Origin of the sequence: Ruania alba, assembly GCF_900105765.1 — a bacterium.
Lineage (GTDB): Bacteria > Actinomycetota > Actinomycetes > Actinomycetales > Beutenbergiaceae > Ruania > Ruania alba.
On record NZ_FNTX01000001.1, the window covers coordinates 526,037 to 545,695 of the forward strand.

The window sequence follows — 19,659 nt, forward strand, 5'->3', positions numbered from 1 at the left end:
GCGAACAACAGTTCTAGACTGTGAGGTAGGAAACAGGGCAGGATTCGGGACCGTGAGGAGGCGGGGATGAGCACCACGACCCACCTGGGCACCACCCCCGCCGAGGCTGTCCGGGACCTGCTGAGCGAACACCTGACCGAGACCGATGCGCCCGGGAAGTTGGCCGTGGTCACCGCCCTGTTGGATGACGTCCTCGAGACGGACCTGCCCGGGCTGCCTTCCGCGGTGCTGCCTGAGCTGGTGGGTGGGGTGGAGCAGGCGCGACGCCGGTTGGACGCCCTCACCACCGCCACCGTCAGTGCGGTCGAAGCCGATGGGACGTGGGCTGTGTCAGGGGCACGCACGATGGCGTCCTGGTGGGCCAACGCCACCGGGACTCACGGGGGTAAAGCCCGTGGCCAGGTGCACCTGTCCCGCACCCTGCGCGACCACCTCCCCGCCACCACCATGGCCCTTCGTGCCGGGGTGATCAGCGGCGACCATGCCGCCGCGTTGGCCAGGCACGCCACCACCACCGACACCTTGCGGGAACGGTTGAGTCACCCCGACGTGGGTGAGGACTTCCTCGTGGCTCAGGCGCGGGTGTTGGATGCGGACTCCTTCACCCGATTGGTGAAAACCTGGGCGGTGCGGGCTGACCCGGAGGCGGCGGAGCGGAACTGGCGTGAGGACTCCGCCAAAGAGCACCTCTTCGTCTCGGCCACCACCGCCGGGCGCCGCGTGGATGGGTGGCTCGATGACACCAACGGTCACATCGTGGAGCAAGCCTTCGCCGCCGTCACCGGTGTGCCCGCCGCTGATGATGAACGCACCCCGTCCCAGCGCAACGCCCACGCCCTGATCACCCTCGCCCAGCACGTCCTCGACAGTGGCCAGTTCCAACCCACAGCCCGGGTCCGCCCCCACCTCCTCGTCCACGTCCCCGCCGACACCCTGCACCGCCTGACCACCACACCCACCCCCATCCCAGACCACCGGCGCCCCCGCTGCACCTGCGCAAGCGAGGCGGGCCCACTCGAGACCGCACTGCCGGGTCTGGACCACACGGCTGGTCACGCGCCGGGGTGCCCGGCCGACCCGGCCGCCCCGGTGATCAGCTCAACCATCGACCACGAACACCTGGTCGGCGCAGAACCCGCGACCCTGGCTGATGGCACCCCGATCAGCCACGCCGAACTCGCCCACCTGACCTGTGATGCCGAGTTCACCCGCATCATCCTCAACCCGGCGGGTCAGGTACTGGATGTGGGCCGGGCGCAACGCCTGCACACTGCCGCCCAGACCAAAGCGATCTGGGCCCGCGACCACCACTGCCAATACCCAGGGTGCACCGCACCACCAGGATTGGGCGAGATCCACCACAGCACCTGGTGGTCCCGCGGCGGCCACACCAACACCCACCACGGCATCCTGCTCTGCTGGTACCACCACCGCCTGGTCCACCAGCGCGATATCACCATCACCCGACACCACGACCACTGGCACTTCACCACACCCAGCGGCCACCCCATCAACTACCACCACCCACCACCCTGCGAACAACCAGCCATCCCACCCGAGGAACCAGAACCACCGGCACCACCGGGACCACCGGGACCACCCGTCATCCCACGGGAATAAAGCCACCCCACGGGATGGCCCGGACGCGCACGCGCACGCTCGAGGACTACGCCCGCCACGAGGAAGGGCGGCACCAGGAGCGGCACGAGCGCGCGCCGAAGCGCGCTCATCTCTCAGCACCCGCGAGTGCCCAGGAGCGCAGCCATGCCCAGTCAAGGCCACCGGTCACCACCGGCGTGAGACTCACGCTCCGCACGATCCGCAAATCTCCACGCCGTCATCAGGAACCGAAACTCGACACAGTCCAGGAGAGCAGGGTGTGGACACGCCAGAGCGATGTCGGCCCCGGCTGCGACAATCGAGTCGATGTCTGCCGATCAGCTTCTCGATGCGCTCGACCCCGATCAACGCGCTGTCGCCGAACAGCTCACCGGTCCGGTGTGTGTGCTCGCTGGTGCCGGTACCGGGAAGACCCGCGCGGTGACCTACCGGATCGCCCACGGGGTGCACGTCGGCGCGTACAACCCGCAGACCGTTCTCGCCGTCACGTTCACTGCGCGGGCGGCGGGGGAGATGCGCACCCGGTTGCGAGACCTGGGTGTCGGTGGGGTGCAGGCCCGCACCTTCCACGCCGCCGCGCTGCGCCAGCTCTCCTACTTCTGGCCCAGCGCGATCGGCGGCGGTGTGCCACGCATCGCCGAGCACAAGGCGCCGTTGATCGGTGAAGCTGCCGGCCGTCTCGGGCTGTCGGTGGACCGGCTCGCCATCCGTGACCTCGCGGCAGAGGTGGAGTGGGCGAAGGTCTCCATGATCACTCCGGATGACTACCCGCGAGCCTCGGCCGCCTCGGACCGCAGCGGTGTGGCCGGCTTCGATCCGACCACCATCGCCCGGCTGCTCTCGGTGTACGAGGACGCCAAGACCGACCGCAATGTCATCGATTTCGAGGACGTCCTCCTGCTCACGGTCGGCATTCTCTCCGAACGTCCGGACGTGGCTGACACCGTGCGGCGCCAGTACCGCCATTTCGTGGTGGACGAGTTCCAGGACGTCTCGCCGTTGCAGCACCGGTTGCTCGAGCTGTGGCTCGGCGGCAGGGACGACCTGTGCGTGGTGGGTGACGCCGCCCAGACCATCTACTCCTTCACTGGCGCCACCGCTCGCTATCTGACGGAGTTTCCCCGCACGTACCCGGAGGCGACTGTGGTTCGCCTGGTGCGCGACTACCGCTCCACCCCACAGGTGGTCTCTCTGGCCAACGCCCTGCTCGCGCGGGCCGGTCGCTACCGGTCGGCTGCGTCAGTTGAACTGCAGGCGCAGCGTCCCTCCGGTCCGGCGGTCAGGTTCGAGGCGCACGACGATGCTGAGTCCGAGGCGACCGCCGTTGCGGCACGAGCGGCCGAACTGATCCGTAGTGGCGTGTCGGCCAGTGAGATCGCCGTCCTCTACCGCACGAACGCCCAGTCCGAAGCCTACGAGCAGGCGCTCAGCCAGGCTGGGATCGGCTATCTGGTTCGTGGCGGAGAACGCTTCTTCTCCCGCAAAGAGGTCCGGGACGCGATCGTGTTGCTGCGCGGGGCGGTCCGTAGCCAAGGGGAGTCCACCCTTCCGGAGGTCGTACGCGACGTGCTCACCAGCGCCGGATGGGCGCCCGAGCCGCCGGCCGCACGTGGCGCCGTGCGCGAGCGGTGGGAGTCGCTGAACGCGCTGGTGCAGCTCGCCGACGACCTTCACCACACCCGGGGGGCCGATCTGGCGCAACTGGTGGCCGAGCTGGGGGAGCGGTCCGCCGCCCAGCACGCTCCCACGGTCGACGGCGTCACGCTTGCCTCGCTGCACGCCGCGAAAGGGCTGGAGTGGGACGCGGTGTTCCTGGTGGGAGCCAGCGACGGGCTCCTACCGATCTCGATGGCCGAAACCGATGAGGCGGTCGCGGAGGAACGGCGCCTGTTGTACGTGGGCATCACCCGTGCCCGCGAGCACCTGCAGATCTCCTACGCCCGGTCGCGCAACGCCGGAGGCCGCGGCACCCGCCGTCCTTCCCGATTCCTCGACGGAATCTGGCCCTCGGACGAGCGACCGCCCCGCCGGCGGCGCAGCAAGGGGGCGCGGGCGGAGGCGTTGGCATCCTCCATCGCGGAGGAGGACGCCGACCCGGAGGTGTTCGAACGCTTGCGCGCCTGGCGTGCGCAGACTGCGCAGGAACTCGATCGCCCGGCGTTCACCGTGCTGCACGACAGCACCCTCGTCGCGATCGCTGCGGCGCAGCCCACTCACTTGCGTCAACTGGCCATCCTGCGCGGGATCGGCCCCACCAAGATCGAGGCATATGGCGCCCAGATCCTGGCCGTCGTCCGCGGTGAAGAGCTCACCGAAGGTGCCCGCTCAGACACTCCTGTATGAGCGATGAGAAAAAACTTCGAAAAAAAGTTTGGACCACGGCCGGAGTCGTCATAGGCTGAATCCCGTTCCGAGACAGATGCGAGCCGTCGCCTAGCCAGCGAGACACGGTTCCTGAGCCGAAGGAGGTGGAAAGCGCAGTGGATATGAAGAACCAGATCAGCCCGTCGACGATCGGCGTGCGACTGAGCGACCTGCGCACGTTCACCTTCGTGCGCCCGCGCTCCGTCGCCGGCCTGATCGGCGTGGCGATCACCGGCTCCGGTGATCCCGCTACCGGCGGCAACACCCCCGGCTCCGCCCCGGAACTGCTCTGACAGCACCACTCCTGTAGCAGTTCAGGTCGCGGAGCCCCTCACGGGTCCGCGACCTCATTTGTGTGTGAGCCACAGCTCCACCGAGTGATGACGGACCTCTCCGGCTCATCACCCACCATGCCTCAGGAGCATCTCGTGCAGTACACCTCAGTTCTCGACCAACTCACCCGCGGGGGGTCGGCGACTGGCTGGAGCTTCCCGTCCTCGTCGATCGACCTCACCGCCGTCGACGATCAACCCCTGCCCTGCCAGGACACCACCACCCAAGACCTCTGGTTCGCTGAGCGGACCGACGAGATCGAGCGGGCCAAAGCACTCTGCACCGAGTGCCCGCTCAGGGCCGAGTGCCTGGCCGGAGCCCTCGAACGGCGCGAGCCGTGGGGTGTCTGGGGTGGTGAGGTCTTCGTCGACGGTCAGGTCGTCGCCCGCAAGCGCGGACGCGGCCGCCCCCGCAAGAATGACCCGTACGCGCCGGCCGCCTCACGCAGCAGTTCCGCTGCGTGAGGCGCGTCGCCGCCTACGCGCTGACCGGCTCGATCAGCGCCGTCACCGTGCACCCGCACTCCGGGTGCGGTCCCCACCTGCGTACCTCCGGCACCGGTTGCCACGCCGTCACCTCGAGCGTGGCGCCCTCCGACGCCACTGCCCGACCATCCACGACGGCCAGCAGTTGCTGGGCGGCTAAGGCAGCGCCTGACCAGGCCAGACTCGTCTCCGTTCCGCGCGGCCTCGTGGCACGAGCGGCGGCCTGTGTCGCGACCGCGGGCCATCGCGGATCGAGCATGCACCGGTACAGGTCCAGGCACCGGGTACATGCGCCTAGTCCAGGACGCACCATCGGCCCGACCGTGACCGACAGTTCACCGCTGAGGACGCTCAGGTGCGGGACGTCCTCACGCATCAGGTCCCGCACCGCCACCGGGTCCACCACGCTCTGGTGCACGAGCACCACCAGGTCGGGACGTGTCGCCTCGGGTGTGCTCACCCGGACCCGAGGTGCCGCGGTCCGTAGTATCGGCAGGGCAGCCCGCAGCCGCGAGTGACCCACGTCTGCCGGACGGAACAGCCCGGGTGAGACATCGTGCTCGGTCACCGTGGCATCGTCCCGGAGCACGAGGGTCCCCACACCCGCCTCCGCGGCGATCAGAGCGGTCTGCAGCCCCAGCCGGTCGAGCCCGCGGATCTCCACCACCGCCGTGGCACGGTCAGCGTGGCACTCGATCCCGACGCTGGCGGCACGGTCCCAGTAGCGCCTGTCCGGCCCGTCCTCACCGCCCACCCGCTCAGTCAACAGGTCCGCGTCCTTCAGCCGACCGATCAACTCCCGCACCTGTGCCGCGCTCATCCCCAAGCGGTTCCCGCGCTCGCGCAGCATCGATACGTCGTAGACGCGCGATGCGTGCTCGAGCAGCGCCTGAGCGTTCTCGCTCAGCCCGTCCAGCACCACCGCGCACCGTGGGTCCAGGCCGAGCTGGCTCGTCCCGGGCTCACGCCAATACACCTCATATCCAGGTCGGACTCGCATCTCGCCTCCTCGCGGCGAGCGTGGCACATCGTGGGCTGCCGTCGCCGGGACTCTCCGAGGGCCTGTGGATAACCCGGCCGACCTGTGCCACGCTGTCGCTGTGAGCGCATTGGAGGCGGCCCGCGAGGTGGACGGGGAGACCGTTGTGGTGCGGCGCAGCGCCCGACGGCGCAAGACCGTCTCCGCGTTCCGTGAGGACGGCTGCACCGTGGTGTCCATCCCGAGCAGGTTCAGCCGCGCGGAGGAGGAGCACTGGGTGCGCCGGATGCTTGCCCGCTTGGCCGCCTCGGAAGGGCGGCGTTGTCCGGACGCCGATGCGTTGACTGCGCGCGCGCAGGAACTGGCTGCCCGGTACCTCGACGAACGGGCCGCTCCGACCACCGTGACCTGGGTCAGCAACCAGGGCTCACGGTGGGGGTCGTGCACTCCGGCCAGCGGCACCATCCGGATCTCCGACCGCGTGCAGGGAATGCCCGGCTGGGTTCTTGACTACGTCCTGTTGCACGAGCTCGCGCACCTCATCGAGCCTGGCCATGACGAGAACTTCTGGGCTCTCGTGAAGCGCTATCCGCAGACGGAGCGGGCCCGTGGTTTCCTCCTCGGGGTCATCCACGCCGACCAGGGCTGACAGGCGCGAGATCGCTTCCCGCTCTGAACTCAGGCCGTGCCCTCCGGGTGGTCGTCGTCGTCATCAGGCCCGGTCTCGCCGTCCAGCATCGCCGCCAGGGCAGCATCGATCTCCGAGTCGGCGATCGCCTCTGCGGCCCGTTTGGTGAGGAACTCACTGGGGGCGTCCAAGTCCGTGTCGGTGGGGAACACGTCCGGGTGCGACCACAGCCGATCCCTGGCTTCAGTGCCCTGTTCACGTGCGACCAGGCCCCACAAGGTGGCAGCGTCCCGGGCGCGCCGCGGTCGCAGTTCCAGGCCGACCAGGGATCGGAAGGTGTCTTCGGCAGGACCACCAGCGGCGCGTCGACGGCGCAGCATCTCGCGCAACGGCACCCCGTGCGGAAGGTGTGGGGCCACCGCGGCGGCGGTCACCTCTTCCACCCAGCCCTCCACGAGCGCGAGCGCGGTCTCCAGCCGCAGCAGCGCCTTCGCCTGCGCAGGCGTCGGCTTCGGCACGAAGATGCCGGCAGAGAGCGCCTGGCGCAGCTGATCCATATCGGTGGGATCGATGCTGCGGACCGCTTCCTCCATCTGCTCCAGGTCGATCTCGATGTTCTGGGCGTATTGCTCCACGGCGCCGAACACGTGTCCGCGAAGCCAGGGCACATGCGTGAACAGCCGCGCGTGCGCCGCTTCCCGGACAGCGAGGAAGTGCCACACCTCGTCCTCGGGGGCGTCGAGCCCGTCGGCGAACTCCCGGACGTTGGCGGGCACGAGCAGAAGTCCCGGTTCACGCAGCAACGGCAGCCCGACGTCGGTGCCGCCGAAGACCTCGCGCGACAGAGTGCCTGCTCCCTGGCCCACCTGCATCGCGAAGGACGCGGCGCCCAAGGTGCGCATCATCGCGGAGATGTCCACCCCCGCCATGGGAAGCTCCGGCATCCCTTCGGAACCGAGACGCTCGGGATCGAGCAGGGTGGCCAGAGCATCCGCTACCGACGTGCCGACCGGTTCGGCCACGGTGCGCCAGGTCGGCAGTGTGCGCTCGACCCACTCCGCCCGGGACGCTGCCGTGGCTGACCCGCCTGAGGGAGGGAGCTCCGTGGCAGCATCCAGCCAGAGGTCTGCCACCCGCAGTACGCTCCGAACCTGGTCGGCATCCGCCGCGGTCACGCTCGGATCGCCGCCGGTGTGCGCGACCTGCCGCGAGACATCGTGTGCCATCTTCCAGTGCGAGTCGCTGTCGTTGCCCCCGCTAGCATCTGCTGCATCTGAGCCATCGCAGCCTGCATCTGCTCCGGCGTCGCCGGGAATCCCGCCCCGGACATCTGGCTCGGATCGATCCCGCTCGCCTCGAGCGCCCGCATCGCCTCGTCCGCACCCTCGGATCCGAGCATCTGCTCGAGCATCTGGCGCCACTGTTCCCGCGAGTCCTCGGTCATGCTTCACGGTAACCACAGCCCCCGGCATACGGCAGGCCCGCAGCAGACCTTTCGCTCAGGGCGCACCCGTCCAGGGGAGATGATGGGGGGATGGACGACGAATCGCGCGGGCAGGGCTCGCACACCGATCGGATCGGTACCCGGTCGATCACCATGCTGGTCAGCGGCACCCTGACGTTGGGCCTGCTGCTCTTGATGCTGCTCACTCCGGTGCCCTACGCCGTCCAAGGGGCGGGCCCCACCTTCGACGCACTCGGTGAGGTGTCCGACACCGAGCTGATCACCATCTCCGGCGCCGAGACCTATCCCACCAGTGGTGAACTGCGCCTGACCACAGTCACCACCGCCGGCGGTCCCGGCTTTCCGGTGGACGCCGGAAGCGTGGTGCGCGGCTGGCTGGACCCGGGGCGGCGGGTCCTGCCCGTAGAAGGCGTGATCGACCCCGACGTCACCGAGGAGGAGCAGGACCGGATCGCCTCCCAGCAGATGATCTCCTCCCAGGAGAACGCCACGGTGGCTGCCTTGAGCTCCCTCGGGTACGACGTCCCCGCTGAGCTGACCATGGTCGGGGCGGACCCGACCATGGGTGCCCACGGCGTGGTGGAAGGAGGGGACGTCATCAGCGGCATCAGTTCCGGCGGCACCTACTACGAGGTGCCGACCTATCAGGCGCTCGCGGACGTCCTGGACCAGACCCCGGCGAGTAGCACGGTCACCCTCGAAGTGGATCGGGACGGAGAGCGGACCGACCTGGAGATCGTCACCACCGACGACGGGACCGGGGCGAGCGTGCTCGGGATCTACCTCGACGCCGAGTTCGAGTACCCGGTGGACGTACAGATCCAGATCGACAATGTCGGTGGTCCCAGCGCCGGCACCATGTTCGCTCTCGGGATCGTGGACCGGCTCACCGAGGGAGAGCTGACGGGCGGGCACGTGGTGGCCGGCACCGGAACGATCAGCCTCGACGGGACGGTCGGGCCGATTGGTGGGATCACGCTGAAGATGTACGCCGCCGAGCGGGACGGCGCCGAGTTCTTCCTCGCCCCGGCCGGAAACTGCGCCGAGGCGGTCGATGCGGTGCCGGATGGACTCCAGGTGGTCAGGGTGAGCACCCTGGCCGAGGCGAGGGACGCCGTCGAGGCCATCGCCGACGGCGACACCGCCGACCTCCCCAGCTGCTAGTCACCCACCCGGCGCACCCCCGGCGCCCCCACCCACCAGCGCGAGTGCGGAGGATTTCGCTCATATCCCGGGATATGAGCGAAATCCTCCGCACTCGGCACCATGTGGGTGCGGCGGGTGTCTCAGCGCAGCGTGCTCGCCAGCGCCTCGGCCAGGCCGGGGACGGCGTCCGGACCGCCGGCGACCGCATCGTCGCTGTCGTTCGCGCGCGAGCGCAGGGCGCACCAGGTGTCCCCGGATCGCAGCACTCCGACCGCGATGCGCATGTCCTGGCGCTCCGGATGGGCCATCAGATAGGCGAGCCCTTCCTCCGGGTCGCTCGGCATGTCGGCTTCTGCCTCAGGCGGTACGACCATCCGCTCCACCACGATCGCCGCACCGTCGACAGTCTCCGGCCAGGCGAGCTGCGCGAGCAGGTCTTCGAGTGTGTCCGCCTCGGGGAGGCCATCCTGCTCGATCGAGGTGAGGTGCTCGGGGTCCTCGGCGGCGCCCTCAGGAAGCTGATCGGCGAGCTCCGGGCTCGTCGCGACGATCCGGCTGGAACGGACGAGGGAGAACACGGCGATCGGCCCATCCCAGCCGCGTGTGCCGACGTGCCGTTCGATCTCCACGGTAGCCAGGGCGAGGGCGCGGGTGGCGGCGTTGAGCTCGGAGGTCATGACTCTATGGTCGCAGTCGGTGCGGGGTGTGCGAAACTTCATGGACGGCTCATGCGTTGGTGCAGATGAGGCCGATCGTGCCGGGAGCGACTCCCTGTGTACGGTCCGGTCGTCGTCACCGCCCCAATGGGTCGACAACTTTCACTGAACCGAGACCACCCGAGGTGTAGTCCGTGTCCTCTGCCGCTTCCCGCCCAGCTTCCCCCTCATCCGGGGAGCGCCGCCGTGGGCCATTGCTCCCGACGCTGTTGGTGCTCGCCGGTGTCGTGGTCGCCTTCCTTGTCCTGGCCCGGTTCCTCACCGAATGGCTCTGGTTCGATCAGGTCGGCTTCAGCCAGGTGATCCGCACCGAGTGGATCGCCCGCGCCACGCTGTTCGTGCTGGGCTTCGCGGTGATGGGCGCGGCCCTGTGGGTGAACCTGCGCTTGGCGTACCGCAACCGGCCGATGTATGTGCCCACCACTCCGCAGCAGCAGGACCTGGACCGGTACCGGGAGGCCTTCGAGCCCCTGCGCCGGGTGGTGTTCGTGGGGGCGCCGATCGTGGCCGGGTTCTTTGCCGGGTCGGCGGCCTCGGCACAGTGGCAGACCGCCTTGCTGGCGCTGAACGGGACCGAGTGGGGCAGCGCTGACCCGCAGCACGGGATCGACCTCTCGTTCTACATGTTCACGCTGCCGTTCGTGCGGTTCATCGTCTCCTTCGTGATGACGACCACGATCATCTCGGGCATCGTCGCGATCTTCACGCATTACCTCTACGGCGCCCTGCAGCCGGCCGGCAACGGTGAGCGGATCACCCGGGCGGCCCGGATCCACACCGCGATCCTCGCAGCCATCATCACCCTGGCGATCGCCGCCAACTACTGGCTGGACAGGTACTCGATCCTGTCCAATGCCGGTGAGCGGTTCGACGGTGCCACCTACACCGACATCAACGCGGTACTGCCGGCCAAGGCGATCCTCGCTGTCGTGGGTGTGTTCGTGGCCCTGCTGTTCGTGTGGACGGGCGTCCGTGGAAACTGGCGCCTCCCGGCAGTGGGCGTGGCGCTCATGGTGGTCTCCGGCATCCTCGTCGGCGGGGCCTATCCGGCGATCATCCAGTCGGTCCGGGTGAACCCGAACGCGCAGAACCTCGAAGCCGAGTACATCCAACGCAACATCGCGGCCACCTACGATGCCTACGGCCTGGACAGCGTGGAAGTGGAACGCTATGAGGCCGAAACCGTCGCCGAGGCTGGCGCGCTGCGGGCGGACGCCGAATCCACTGCCAGCATCCGCCTGCTCGACCCGAACGTCGTCTCCCCGACGTTCCGTCAGCTGCAGCAGAACCGGCAGTACTACGACTTCCGGGAAACCCTTTCGGTGGACCGCTACGACGTGGACGGGGAGAGCGCTGACACGGTGATCGCGGTGCGCGAGCTCAACCTGGAAGGTTCTCAGGAGCGGAACTGGGTCAACGACCACACTGTCTTCACGCACGGCTTCGGCGTGGTGGCCGCACGCGGCAACGTCACCAGCGGTGACGGTCGCCCCCAGTTCATGGAGAGTGGCATCCCCAGCAGTGGCGTGCTCGGCGACTACGAGCCCCGGATCTACTTCAGCCCGAACTCGCCGGACTACTCGATCGTGGGCGCCCCCGAGGGGACGACCCCGTGGGAGCTGGACTACCCCGATGACAGTGCGCCGAACGGGCAGGTGAACACCACCTTCACCGGTGACGGCGGACCGTCGATCGGTGGCTTCTTCAGCAAGCTGCTCTACGCCGCCCGGTTCGGCAGCGAGCAGATCCTGTTCTCGGACCGTGTCACCGACGAGTCGCAGGTGCTGTACTACCGCGACCCGATCGAGCGGGTCTCCCGCGTGGCACCGTTCCTGACCACGGAAGGCTCCACCTACCCAGCGGTCGTGGACACCGACGACGACGGCCAGAACGAGGTCGTCTGGATCGTGGATGCCTACACCACGTCCAACGAGTACCCGTACTCCGCACGGCAAGAGCTGGAGTCGGCGATCACCGACTCGCTGACCGAGCAGGACCAGCTCGCCGCGGCCGCGCTGCCGGAGTTCATCAACTACATCCGCAACTCCGTCAAGGCCGTCGTGAACGCCTACGACGGGTCTGTCACGTTGTACGCCTGGGACCCGGAGGACCCGGTGCTGCAGACGTGGATGGAGATCTTCCCGAACACGATCCGGCCGATGTCGGAGATCAGTGGTTCCCTGATGAGCCACCTGCGCTATCCGGAGGACCTGTTCAAGGTGCAGCGTGAGTTGCTCACGCAGTACCACGTGACCGACGCGGCCACCTTCTACACCGGTGGTGACTTCTGGCGGATCCCGAACGACCCGACCGCCGGCGTGCAGACGCCGCAGCCGTCCTACTACCTGACCCTGGCACTGCCGGGGGAGGACCAGGCCAACTTCTCCCTCACGTCGAGCTACATCATCAACAGTGATGAAAGAAACGTGCTGACCGGGTTCATGGCGGTCAACGCCGAACCCGGCGATACAGCCGGGGAAGTGGCCGAGGACTACGGCACGATCACCTTGCTCGAGCTACCCCGGGACGTGACCGTGCCGGGACCGGGGCAGGTGCAGAACAACTTCGACTCCGATACCGCGGCTGCGAACGAGCTGAACATCCTCTCGCGCGGTGGGTCCGAGGTGATCCAGGGCAACCTGCTCACGCTGCCCGTGGGCGGCGGTGTGCTGTACGTGCAGCCGGTCTACGTGCAGTCCTCCGGTGGGACCCAGTTCCCGCTGCTGCGCCGCGTGCTGGTGGCCTTCGGTGACGAGATCGGGTTCGCCCAGACGCTCGACCAAGCCTTGGACCAGGTGTTCGAGGGAGACTCCGGAGCGAACGCCGGCGACGCCGGGGTGGAGCCTGAACCCGACGACGGCACGGGGGCCGGTGGCTCCGGTGATCCGGACGACGGCAGCGGTTCCCCGGAGAGCGGTGCCCAGCAGCGCCTCAACGAGGCACTGGCCGCGGCCGGTCAGGCGATCGAGGACTCCAACACGGCGCTGGCGAACAGCGACTGGACCGCCTACGGCGAGGCTCAGAACCGGCTGCAGGCAGCCCTGGAGGACGCGATCGCGGCCGAGGAGGAGCTCTACGGCACCGCCGGAGAGGACGCGTCTGCCGAACCCACCGAGGAACCGACGGACGAGTAGCCCTCAGCATGGCCGAGCGCAACTCTGTGCGGCGTAGCACGCGTCAGCGCCGCACAGAGTTGCGCTCGGTAGGTCCGCAGGTGTGACGGGGCCGACACCGTCTCGATTTGATCCGGCCACACTGCACCCGTAGAGTGGTCACTACCGACGCGGGGTGGAGCAGTTCGGTAGCTCGCCGGGCTCATAACCCGGAGGTCGGAGGTTCAAATCCTCCCCCCGCCACCAGAATGACGAAGGCCCTCGATCTACGGATCGGGGGCCTTCGTCGTGCATGCGCCGCTCGGGCGGTGCACGTTGTGCATCGTCCATGGTGGCCTGCAGATCCGCTCAGGATGCCGCTCTGGCACAGAGCGATCGGTGATCGCGCTGTCCGGGCAGGTATTCGTGAGACTTCTGGCGAGGCCGTCCGGCAGACTGGCGCCATGCTGCTGACCGTGTCGACGACGCATCAGCCGGCGACCGATCTCGGTTATCTGCTGCACAAGCATCCCGACCGTGTGCAGCCGTTCGAGCAGTCGTTCGGCACGGCCTGGGTCTTCTACCCCGAAGCCACGGATGAGCGCTGCACGGCTGCCCTGCTGCTCGATGTGGATCCCGTGCAGCTCACCCGATCGCGCAAGCAGACCGTTGACTTCAGTCTCGCCCAGTACGTCAACGACCGCTCCTACGCAGCGTCCTCGCTTCTGGGTGTCGCCCTCGCCCGGGTGTTCTCCACCGCCCGTAGCGGCCGGTGCCCCTCGCGACAGGAGCTGGCCGACTCTCCGATCCCGCTAGAGATCACCATCCCGGCACTGCCGTGCCGTGGCGGCGCGGACGTCGCTCACCGGGTGTTCGGGCCACTCGGTTGGACCGTGCAGGCCGATCCGATCCCGCTGGACGACCGGTTCAGTGAGTGGGGTGACTCCCGATACGTGCGCCTGCACCTGACCGGCACGGTGCGCCTCGCCGACGCGCTGAACCAGCTCCACGTGCTCCTGCCGGTGCTGGACGAGTCGAAGCACTACTGGCAGGGACCGGACGAGGTGGACAAGCTCATCCGATCAGGCTCCGGATGGCTGGCGAACCACCCGGACTCCGCACTCATCGTCGATCGGTACCTCGCGCGCCGCGAGTTCGCCCGCCTCGCCAGGGCGAGGCTTGCCGAGCTCAGCGACTCCGTGACCGAGGACGAGGACGAGGACGTTCACCTTCCAGCACCGCCCCTGAACCAGTTGCGCCACGACGCCGTGCTCGGCGTACTCACCGAGGCAGGGGTGCATTCGGTCATCGACCTCGGCTGTGGCTCCGGACAGCTCCTGCAGAAACTGATCCCCTCCGCGAAGTTCACCCGCATCGTGGGTAGTGACGTCTCGGCGCGTGCCCTGCAGCACGCAGCACGCCGACTCCGCCTCGACCGGATGAGCGAGCGCCAGACCGAACGGATCCAGCTGTTCCAGGGCAGCCTCACCTACGAGGACGAGCGCTACGCCGGCTACGACGCCGCCGTGCTGATGGAGGTCATCGAACACCTCAACCCGGCCCGGCTCCCCGCGCTCGAACACGTGGTCTTCGAAGCAGCCCGGCCCGGCGTGGTGGTGGTGACCACACCGAACAGCGAGTACAACGACCGCTACGAGGGTCTGGTCGGGATGCGGCACCCGGACCACCGGTTCGAGTGGACCCGCAGGGAGTTCGCCGAGTGGACCCACCAAGTCGCTCACAGGTTCGGTTACCTCGTGCACCACCGGGGCATCGGTGACCAGGACGCTGCCCTCGGTTCGCCCACACAGATGGCCGTCTTCACCCGGGAAGCAGGCGTGTCATGACCAGCGAGCAGCCCCGTGACCCGATCGCCGTACCAGCGGCCGGCCTGATCCTGCTGGTCGGTGTCTCCGGGAGTGGGAAGTCCACGTTCGCACGCCAGCACTTCGGCGGGACCGAAGTCATCTCCAGCGACTTCTGCCGTGGACTGGTCGCGAACGACGAGAACGACCAGTCCGCGACGAAGGACGCGTTCGATGTGCTCGGCTACATCGTCGCCACCCGGCTGCGCCGCGGACTGCTCACCGTTGTCGACGCCACGAACGTGCAGCCGTACGCGCGGTCCTCCCTGGTCTCGCTCGCCAAGGAGCATGACGTCCTGGTCGACGCGATCGTCCTCGACGTCCCTGAGCACGTCGCGATCGAACGCAACGAACGTCGCCCGGACCGCACGTTCGGCAGCCGCGTCGTCAGCCGCCAGCGGCGTGATCTCAAACGATCCCTCGGCCGGACGAAGAAGGAAGGCTTCCGCCGCATCCACGTGCTCCGCGGGACCGAGGAGATCGACGCCGCGCAAATCGTGCGCGAACGGCCGTGGAACGATCGCAGGGACCTCAGCGGTCCGTTCGACATCATCGGAGACGTGCACGGTTGCGTCAGTGAACTGCGCACCCTCCTGACCACCCTGGGCTGGCACATCCAGGTCAAGGACGGGGCCGCCGTCGGGGCTTCTCACCCGGACGGGCGACAGGCGGTGTTCGTCGGCGACCTGGTTGACCGCGGCCCCGACACACCCGGCGTCCTCCGTCTCGTCATGGGCATGGTCGCCTCGGGGCTGCGCTGTGCGTGAGTGGAAATCACGAGGCGAAACTGGTGCGCGCGCTCAACGGGGCCAAGGTGACCGTCGCGCACGGACTCGCCGAGTCGCTGGACCAGCTCGCCCGCGAGAGCGAGGAGTTCCGCCGCGAGGCCGTCAGTTTCATGGACGGGCTGATCAGCCACTACGTCCTCGACGACGGAAATCTCGTCGTCGCCCACGCCGGACTCAAGGAGGCCTACCACGGCAGGGCATCGCGCCGGGTCCGCCAGTTCGCGCTCTACGGTGACACCACGGGGGAGACGGACGAGTACGGACTACCTGTGCGGTATCCGTGGGCGCAGGAATACCGCGGACGTGCGGTGGTCGCCTACGGTCACACCCCGGTCCCGGAGGCCGAGTGGGTGAACAACACCATCTGCCTGGACACCGGCGTGGTCTTCGGTGGCACCTTGACCGCGCTGCGGTACCCCGAGCGGGACCTGGTCAGCGTGCCCGCCGAACAGCAGTGGTTCGAACCGGCGCGTCCGCTGCAGCCGGCCACCGACGCCCGTGAGTCTGCCGTGCTCAGGATCTCCGACGTCGCCGGGGACCGATGGTTGAACACCACCCACGGCGGCAAGGTGAAGATCCCGGAGGAGAACGCCGCCGCAGCGCTGGAGGTGATGAGCCGGTACGCCGTCGACCCCCGCTGGTTGATCTACCTCCCGCCCACGATGTCTCCCGTCACCACCTCGACCCGGGACGGCTATCTGGAGCACCCGGAGCAGGCGTTCGAGGAGTACGCCGGCTGGGGTGTGCCCCGCGTGGTGTGCGAGGAGAAGCACATGGGATCGCGCGCCATCGCCGTGATCGCCCAGGACGCTGACGTGGCCAGACGCCGGTTCGGGATCGACGACGGCAGCACGGGAACCGTCTATACCCGCACCGGTCGCCCGTTCTTCCCGGACACCAGCGCGCTCGTTGACCGGATCCGTACCGCCGCCTCCGGCCTGTTCGAGGCCCTCGAGACCGACTGGTTCGCGCTCGACTGCGAGCTGCTGCCCTGGTCGGCGAAGGCGTTGGACCTCATCAAGGTCCAGTACGCTTCCGTCGGCGCGGCCGCCCAGCATGCGCTGCCGGAGGCGCAGTCAGCCCTGGAGCGGGCGAGCGAACGCGGGCTCGATCTCGGCGACCTGCCCGTCCGCATCGCTCGGCGACTGGAGAACGCCCACGCGTTCCGGGATGCCTACGTTCCGTACGTGCGCCCCACTGATGGGCTGGACGGCGTCACGATCGCGCCGTTCCAGATCCTCGCCGTCGAGGGGCGTGCGGTGGCCCTCACCGAGTCCCACGACTGGCACCTCGCCCAGCTGGCCCAAGTGCAGGGCGACATCATCACCCCGACCCGGCACCGGTTCGTGGACCTGTCTTCCCCGAGTCAACGGGATGAGGCTGCGCAGTGGTGGACCGACCTCACCGCGGCCGGGGTGAGGGGATGGTCGTCAAACCCGCCGATGTGCCGAGCGGGCGGCTCCAACCAGCGGTCAAGGTGCGCGGCCGGGAGTACCTGCGGATGATCTACGGCCCGGACTACCTGGACTCGCTCACCGACCTGCGGAGCCGGAACCTGGGTAGGAAACGTCAGCTGGCCCTGCGCGAGCACGGGCTCGGCGTGGAGGCATTGACGGCGTTCGTGGCCCAGCAGCCGCTCTGGCAGGTGCACCAGGCGGTCTTCGCGGTGCTCGCGCTGGAATCGGAGCCGGTCGACCCGCGGTTGTGAGCCTGGCCCTCCTGTCGGCCGCGGTTCAGATCAGCTCGATCTCTGCCGTCCCGTCGATCACCCGCAGCGGCCCCTCGTCCGCCGTGGGCTCCTCGAATCCGTCCGCGTAGAAGGCGGCCAGCTCCTCGGTAAGCCGGAAGTCCTCGGCATGGGCGCCCTGCCGGGCCCGCACCCGGGCCAGCAGCATCTCTCGCGGAGCGCGCACGTAGTAGGTCTCCGGCTCCACCCCGAGCGGGCGGAGCAGGTCGCGGTAGTCGGCACGCATACGCCGGGACCAGAACGAGAAGTCCAGCACCACGTCCCGGTCGGCGAGCACCAACTCACGCAGTTGTGCGCGCAGGTCGGCCTCGATCTGCGCGTGCACGTCCGGGGCCAGTGGCATCGCCCGGAACCCCCGCGCCCAGGCCTCGGTGTCGAAGGAGAGGCGGACCGCCCCGGCCGCCTCCAGCCGGGCCGCCACCGTGGACTTCCCGGACCCCGCCGGTCCGCACATGAAGATCACCCGTGGCACGTCAGCCTCATCGCCTCAGGACCACCCGCTCCAGGAAGGCGTTGGAGAACTTGCCCTGCGGGTCGTAGCGCCCCACCAGGTCCCGGAAGTCCGCCATCCGCGGATACATCGCCGCGATCTCCTCGCCGGGCGTGCTGAACCATTTGCCCCAGTGCGGCCGTGCCTCCAGCCCGGCCAGGGCCTCCTCGATCTTGCCGAGCAGCGCCCGTACCTTCACCGGTTCGGGGTGCAGCGTGAAGTGGAACGCCACGGTGTCACGCCCATAGGAGCCGGAGAGCCACAGCTCATCGGCGGCGACGGTACGGATCTCGCACGTCTGCAGCAATGGCGTGATGATCGAGCCGATCTCGCGCAGCGCAGCGATCGCCGCCCGCGCGTGCTTCCGCGGGAGCAGGTACTCGGCCTGGATCTCCCGACCACTGCTGGGGGTGAACCCCATCCGGAAGTGCGGAAGCCGGTCCTGCCAGGGACCTGCCTCACCGAGCTGCTCGGTGCAGCCCTCCGGGTCGCGCCCGGCCGGGTGTTCCTTCTTCACGGCAGGCTTGCCCTCCGGCAGGCTCGCGTCGCCGTCCCGACTCTTCAGCCACACCTGCACGGTGGGCGTGTTCCACCGGGTCATGATGCTCACGCTGTACGCCGCAGACATCACGTCCTCGAACTGGGCCTCGACGAACTCCCAGGGCACCTCGTTCACCACGTACTGCTGCACGTCGTAGGTCGGCTCCACCCGCAGCGTCACCGAGGTCAACACGCCCAGCGCCCCCAGGTGCACCACCGCTCCGGGGAAGTCGGCGTCGTCGGTGGTGAGCGTGCGCAACTCGCCCGCGGCATCGATCAGCTCCAGTCCGAGAACCTGGGCTGCGAGGCTCGCCACCCGGTCACCGGAGCCGTGCGTCCCGGTCCCGATTGCCCCCGCCACCGCGATGTGCGGCAGCGACGCCATCGCCGACAGCGCCCACCCCGCCCGGTGCAGCTCGGTGGCCAGATCGCCGTACCGGGTCCCGGCGCTCACCGTCACCGTCTTCGCCTCCTCGTCGAGACGGATCGTGCGAGGCATCGAGTCCAGGGTGATCAGCACGCCGGGGGAGTCTGGCAGGTCATGGAAGGAGTGCCGCGAGCCGAGGGCACGGATCTTCGGTGCCTCGGCCACGAGGTGCCGGGCGGCATCGAGGGTATCCGGCTGGTGGATCTGCGCCGCCCGGTAGGTGTAGGACCCTGCCCAGTTCTCTTCCGTCATCGCCGTCCCTCTCGCGTCCTCGTGCCGTCAGTCATCCAGACGTCCCCACCGGGGGATGCCGGCACTGTCGTGATCGTACTGTCGCGCCTGTGCCCGCTGCTCGGCCTGCGCCTGCTGCTCGGACCGATGCAGTGTCCGGCCGGCCAGCACCAGCAGGGCCACCACCACCGCGAGCACCCCGACTGCCACCCACGGCAGCCGCACCTGCGGGGCAGCGATCGCGATCGCCAGCACCGCGCCGAGCTGGGCCACTCCCTGGGCAGCCAGCGCCGGCACCGCACCACGGCGCAGCGCCGCCCATTCCACTGCGGCACGAGGCGAGAGGTCCGCTACCCGGCGGCTCAGGAACACCATCAGGTGCAGGGTGTACAGCACGACGGCGGTCGTCACCGGTGCGGGCAGGTCCACCAAGGACGGTGCCCCAGCAGGCCGGCGCAGCAGCTCCAGCGCTACCAGGAGCACTGTCACGGCAGGGAATACGCCGTGCGGTGCCACTGCCACAGCCACTGCGAGCGCACCGGCCACCACCAGGGCAGGGATCCCCGAGACCACCACCAGACTCGCCACCAGCAGGGCCACCGCCGCTGTCACCCGGAGCACCCATGCCGACACCGCCGCTCCGGTACCGATCTCGACCATGGGGTCGGGCCGTTGCCGCGGTGCACCCGCGCTCGCGAACCACTCGATCACCGCGCTCATCGGTGCATGCCTTTCTCCGAGGT

16 protein-coding genes, 1 tRNA gene and 1 pseudogene are annotated in these 19,659 nt (G+C 68.7%); 11 read left to right on the forward strand and 7 right to left on the reverse strand.

The genetic code is table 11. The features are described 5' to 3' along the window. The first annotated feature begins 66 nt into the window (after positions 1-66). From BLU77_RS02405 to BLU77_RS02415, 4 genes are all read left to right on the forward strand, one after another. A complete protein-coding gene (locus BLU77_RS02405; RefSeq protein WP_089771534.1) occupies positions 67-1,620 on the forward strand; it encodes an HNH endonuclease signature motif containing protein in 1,554 nt (517 codons plus the stop codon). Between the two features lie 306 nt (positions 1,621-1,926). After that, positions 1,927-3,963 (forward strand): ATP-dependent helicase, encoded by a 2,037-nt coding sequence (locus BLU77_RS02410; protein WP_245708631.1) that lies wholly within the window; start codon positions 1,927-1,929, stop codon positions 3,961-3,963. Positions 3,964-4,106: 143 nt separating this feature from the next. Beyond that, complete coding sequence (locus BLU77_RS21975; RefSeq protein WP_175476915.1) at positions 4,107-4,277, forward strand: hypothetical protein; 171 nt, start codon at positions 4,107-4,109, stop codon at positions 4,275-4,277. 135 nt (positions 4,278-4,412) lie between these two features. After that, positions 4,413-4,781: a WhiB family transcriptional regulator gene (locus BLU77_RS02415; protein ID WP_281242033.1), complete on the forward strand. Its 369-nt coding sequence runs from the start codon at positions 4,413-4,415 to the stop codon at positions 4,779-4,781. 13 nt (positions 4,782-4,794) lie between these two features. Here the strand turns inward: BLU77_RS02415 and BLU77_RS02420 are convergent, their stop codons facing one another. After that, entirely contained in the window at positions 4,795-5,802 is a 1,008-nt protein-coding gene (locus tag BLU77_RS02420; protein ID WP_089771536.1) for a ThiF family adenylyltransferase, read from the reverse strand. 100 nt (positions 5,803-5,902) lie between these two features. Here BLU77_RS02420 and BLU77_RS02425 point away from each other — a divergent pair, with 100 nt between their 5' ends. Further along, positions 5,903-6,430 (forward strand): M48 metallopeptidase family protein, encoded by a 528-nt coding sequence (locus tag BLU77_RS02425; RefSeq protein ID WP_217632342.1) that lies wholly within the window; start codon positions 5,903-5,905, stop codon positions 6,428-6,430. A 29-nt stretch (positions 6,431-6,459) separates the two neighbouring features. Here the strand turns inward: BLU77_RS02425 and BLU77_RS02430 are convergent, their stop codons facing one another. Both BLU77_RS02430 and BLU77_RS22495 read right to left on the reverse strand, forming a co-directional pair. After that, entirely contained in the window at positions 6,460-7,635 is a 1,176-nt protein-coding gene (locus BLU77_RS02430) for a zinc-dependent metalloprotease (protein WP_245708632.1), read from the reverse strand. Beyond that, entirely contained in the window at positions 7,581-7,853 is a 273-nt protein-coding gene (locus BLU77_RS22495; protein WP_245708633.1) for a hypothetical protein, read from the reverse strand. Before BLU77_RS22495 ends, BLU77_RS02430 begins: the two co-directional genes overlap by 55 nt. Positions 7,854-7,943: 90 nt before the next feature. Here BLU77_RS22495 and BLU77_RS02435 point away from each other — a divergent pair, with 90 nt between their 5' ends. Beyond that, the gene (locus BLU77_RS02435; RefSeq protein WP_245708634.1) at positions 7,944-9,038 is read left to right on the forward strand and encodes a YlbL family protein; all 1,095 of its coding nucleotides are present in this window, start codon (positions 7,944-7,946) and stop codon (positions 9,036-9,038) included. A gap of 122 nt (positions 9,039-9,160) precedes the next feature. On the opposite strand, the gene BLU77_RS02440 is transcribed toward BLU77_RS02435, so the two are convergent. Further along, positions 9,161-9,697, reverse strand: a complete 537-nt coding sequence (locus BLU77_RS02440) for a PPA1309 family protein (protein ID WP_089771538.1) — start codon at positions 9,695-9,697, stop codon at positions 9,161-9,163. A 173-nt stretch (positions 9,698-9,870) separates the two neighbouring features. Between BLU77_RS02440 and BLU77_RS02445 the strand changes: the two genes are divergently transcribed. The 5 genes and pseudogenes from BLU77_RS02445 (at position 9,871) to BLU77_RS23020 (ending at position 17,189) form a co-directional block, all read left to right on the forward strand. Then, a complete protein-coding gene (locus BLU77_RS02445; RefSeq protein WP_089771539.1) occupies positions 9,871-12,870 on the forward strand; it encodes a UPF0182 family membrane protein in 3,000 nt (999 codons plus the stop codon). Positions 12,871-13,018: 148 nt separating this feature from the next. After that, positions 13,019-13,095 (forward strand) — tRNA-Met (locus BLU77_RS02450). A gap of 197 nt (positions 13,096-13,292) precedes the next feature. Further along, positions 13,293-14,675 carry a 3' terminal RNA ribose 2'-O-methyltransferase Hen1 gene (locus BLU77_RS02455; protein ID WP_175476916.1) on the forward strand — a complete coding sequence of 461 codons (1,383 nt, stop codon included), beginning with the start codon at positions 13,293-13,295 and terminating at the stop codon, positions 14,673-14,675. Further along, on the forward strand, positions 14,672-15,460 hold the full coding sequence (locus tag BLU77_RS23015) for an AAA family ATPase (RefSeq protein ID WP_342741436.1): 789 nt from the start codon (positions 14,672-14,674) through the stop codon (positions 15,458-15,460). The genes BLU77_RS02455 and BLU77_RS23015 overlap by 4 nt, the downstream gene beginning before the upstream one ends. A 632-nt stretch (positions 15,461-16,092) precedes the next feature. Next, positions 16,093-17,189: pseudogene (locus BLU77_RS23020) on the forward strand (hypothetical protein). 25 nt (positions 17,190-17,214) lie between these two features. On the opposite strand, the gene BLU77_RS02465 reads toward BLU77_RS23020, so the two are convergent. Genes BLU77_RS02465 through BLU77_RS02475 form a run of 3 tightly spaced genes read right to left on the reverse strand, consistent with a single transcriptional unit; the run spans position 17,215 to position 19,636 of the window. Next, positions 17,215-17,700, reverse strand: coding sequence for a P-loop nucleotide/nucleoside kinase family protein (locus BLU77_RS02465; protein ID WP_245708635.1), 486 nt, complete (start codon positions 17,698-17,700; stop codon positions 17,215-17,217). A gap of 7 nt (positions 17,701-17,707) precedes the next feature. Further along, positions 17,708-18,937, reverse strand: a complete 1,230-nt coding sequence (locus BLU77_RS02470) for an FAD-binding protein (protein WP_089771541.1) — start codon at positions 18,935-18,937, stop codon at positions 17,708-17,710. Between the two features lie 27 nt (positions 18,938-18,964). Beyond that, the gene (locus BLU77_RS02475) at positions 18,965-19,636 is read right to left on the reverse strand and encodes a hypothetical protein (RefSeq protein WP_089771542.1); all 672 of its coding nucleotides are present in this window, start codon (positions 19,634-19,636) and stop codon (positions 18,965-18,967) included. Positions 19,637-19,659: the final 23 nt, after the last annotated feature.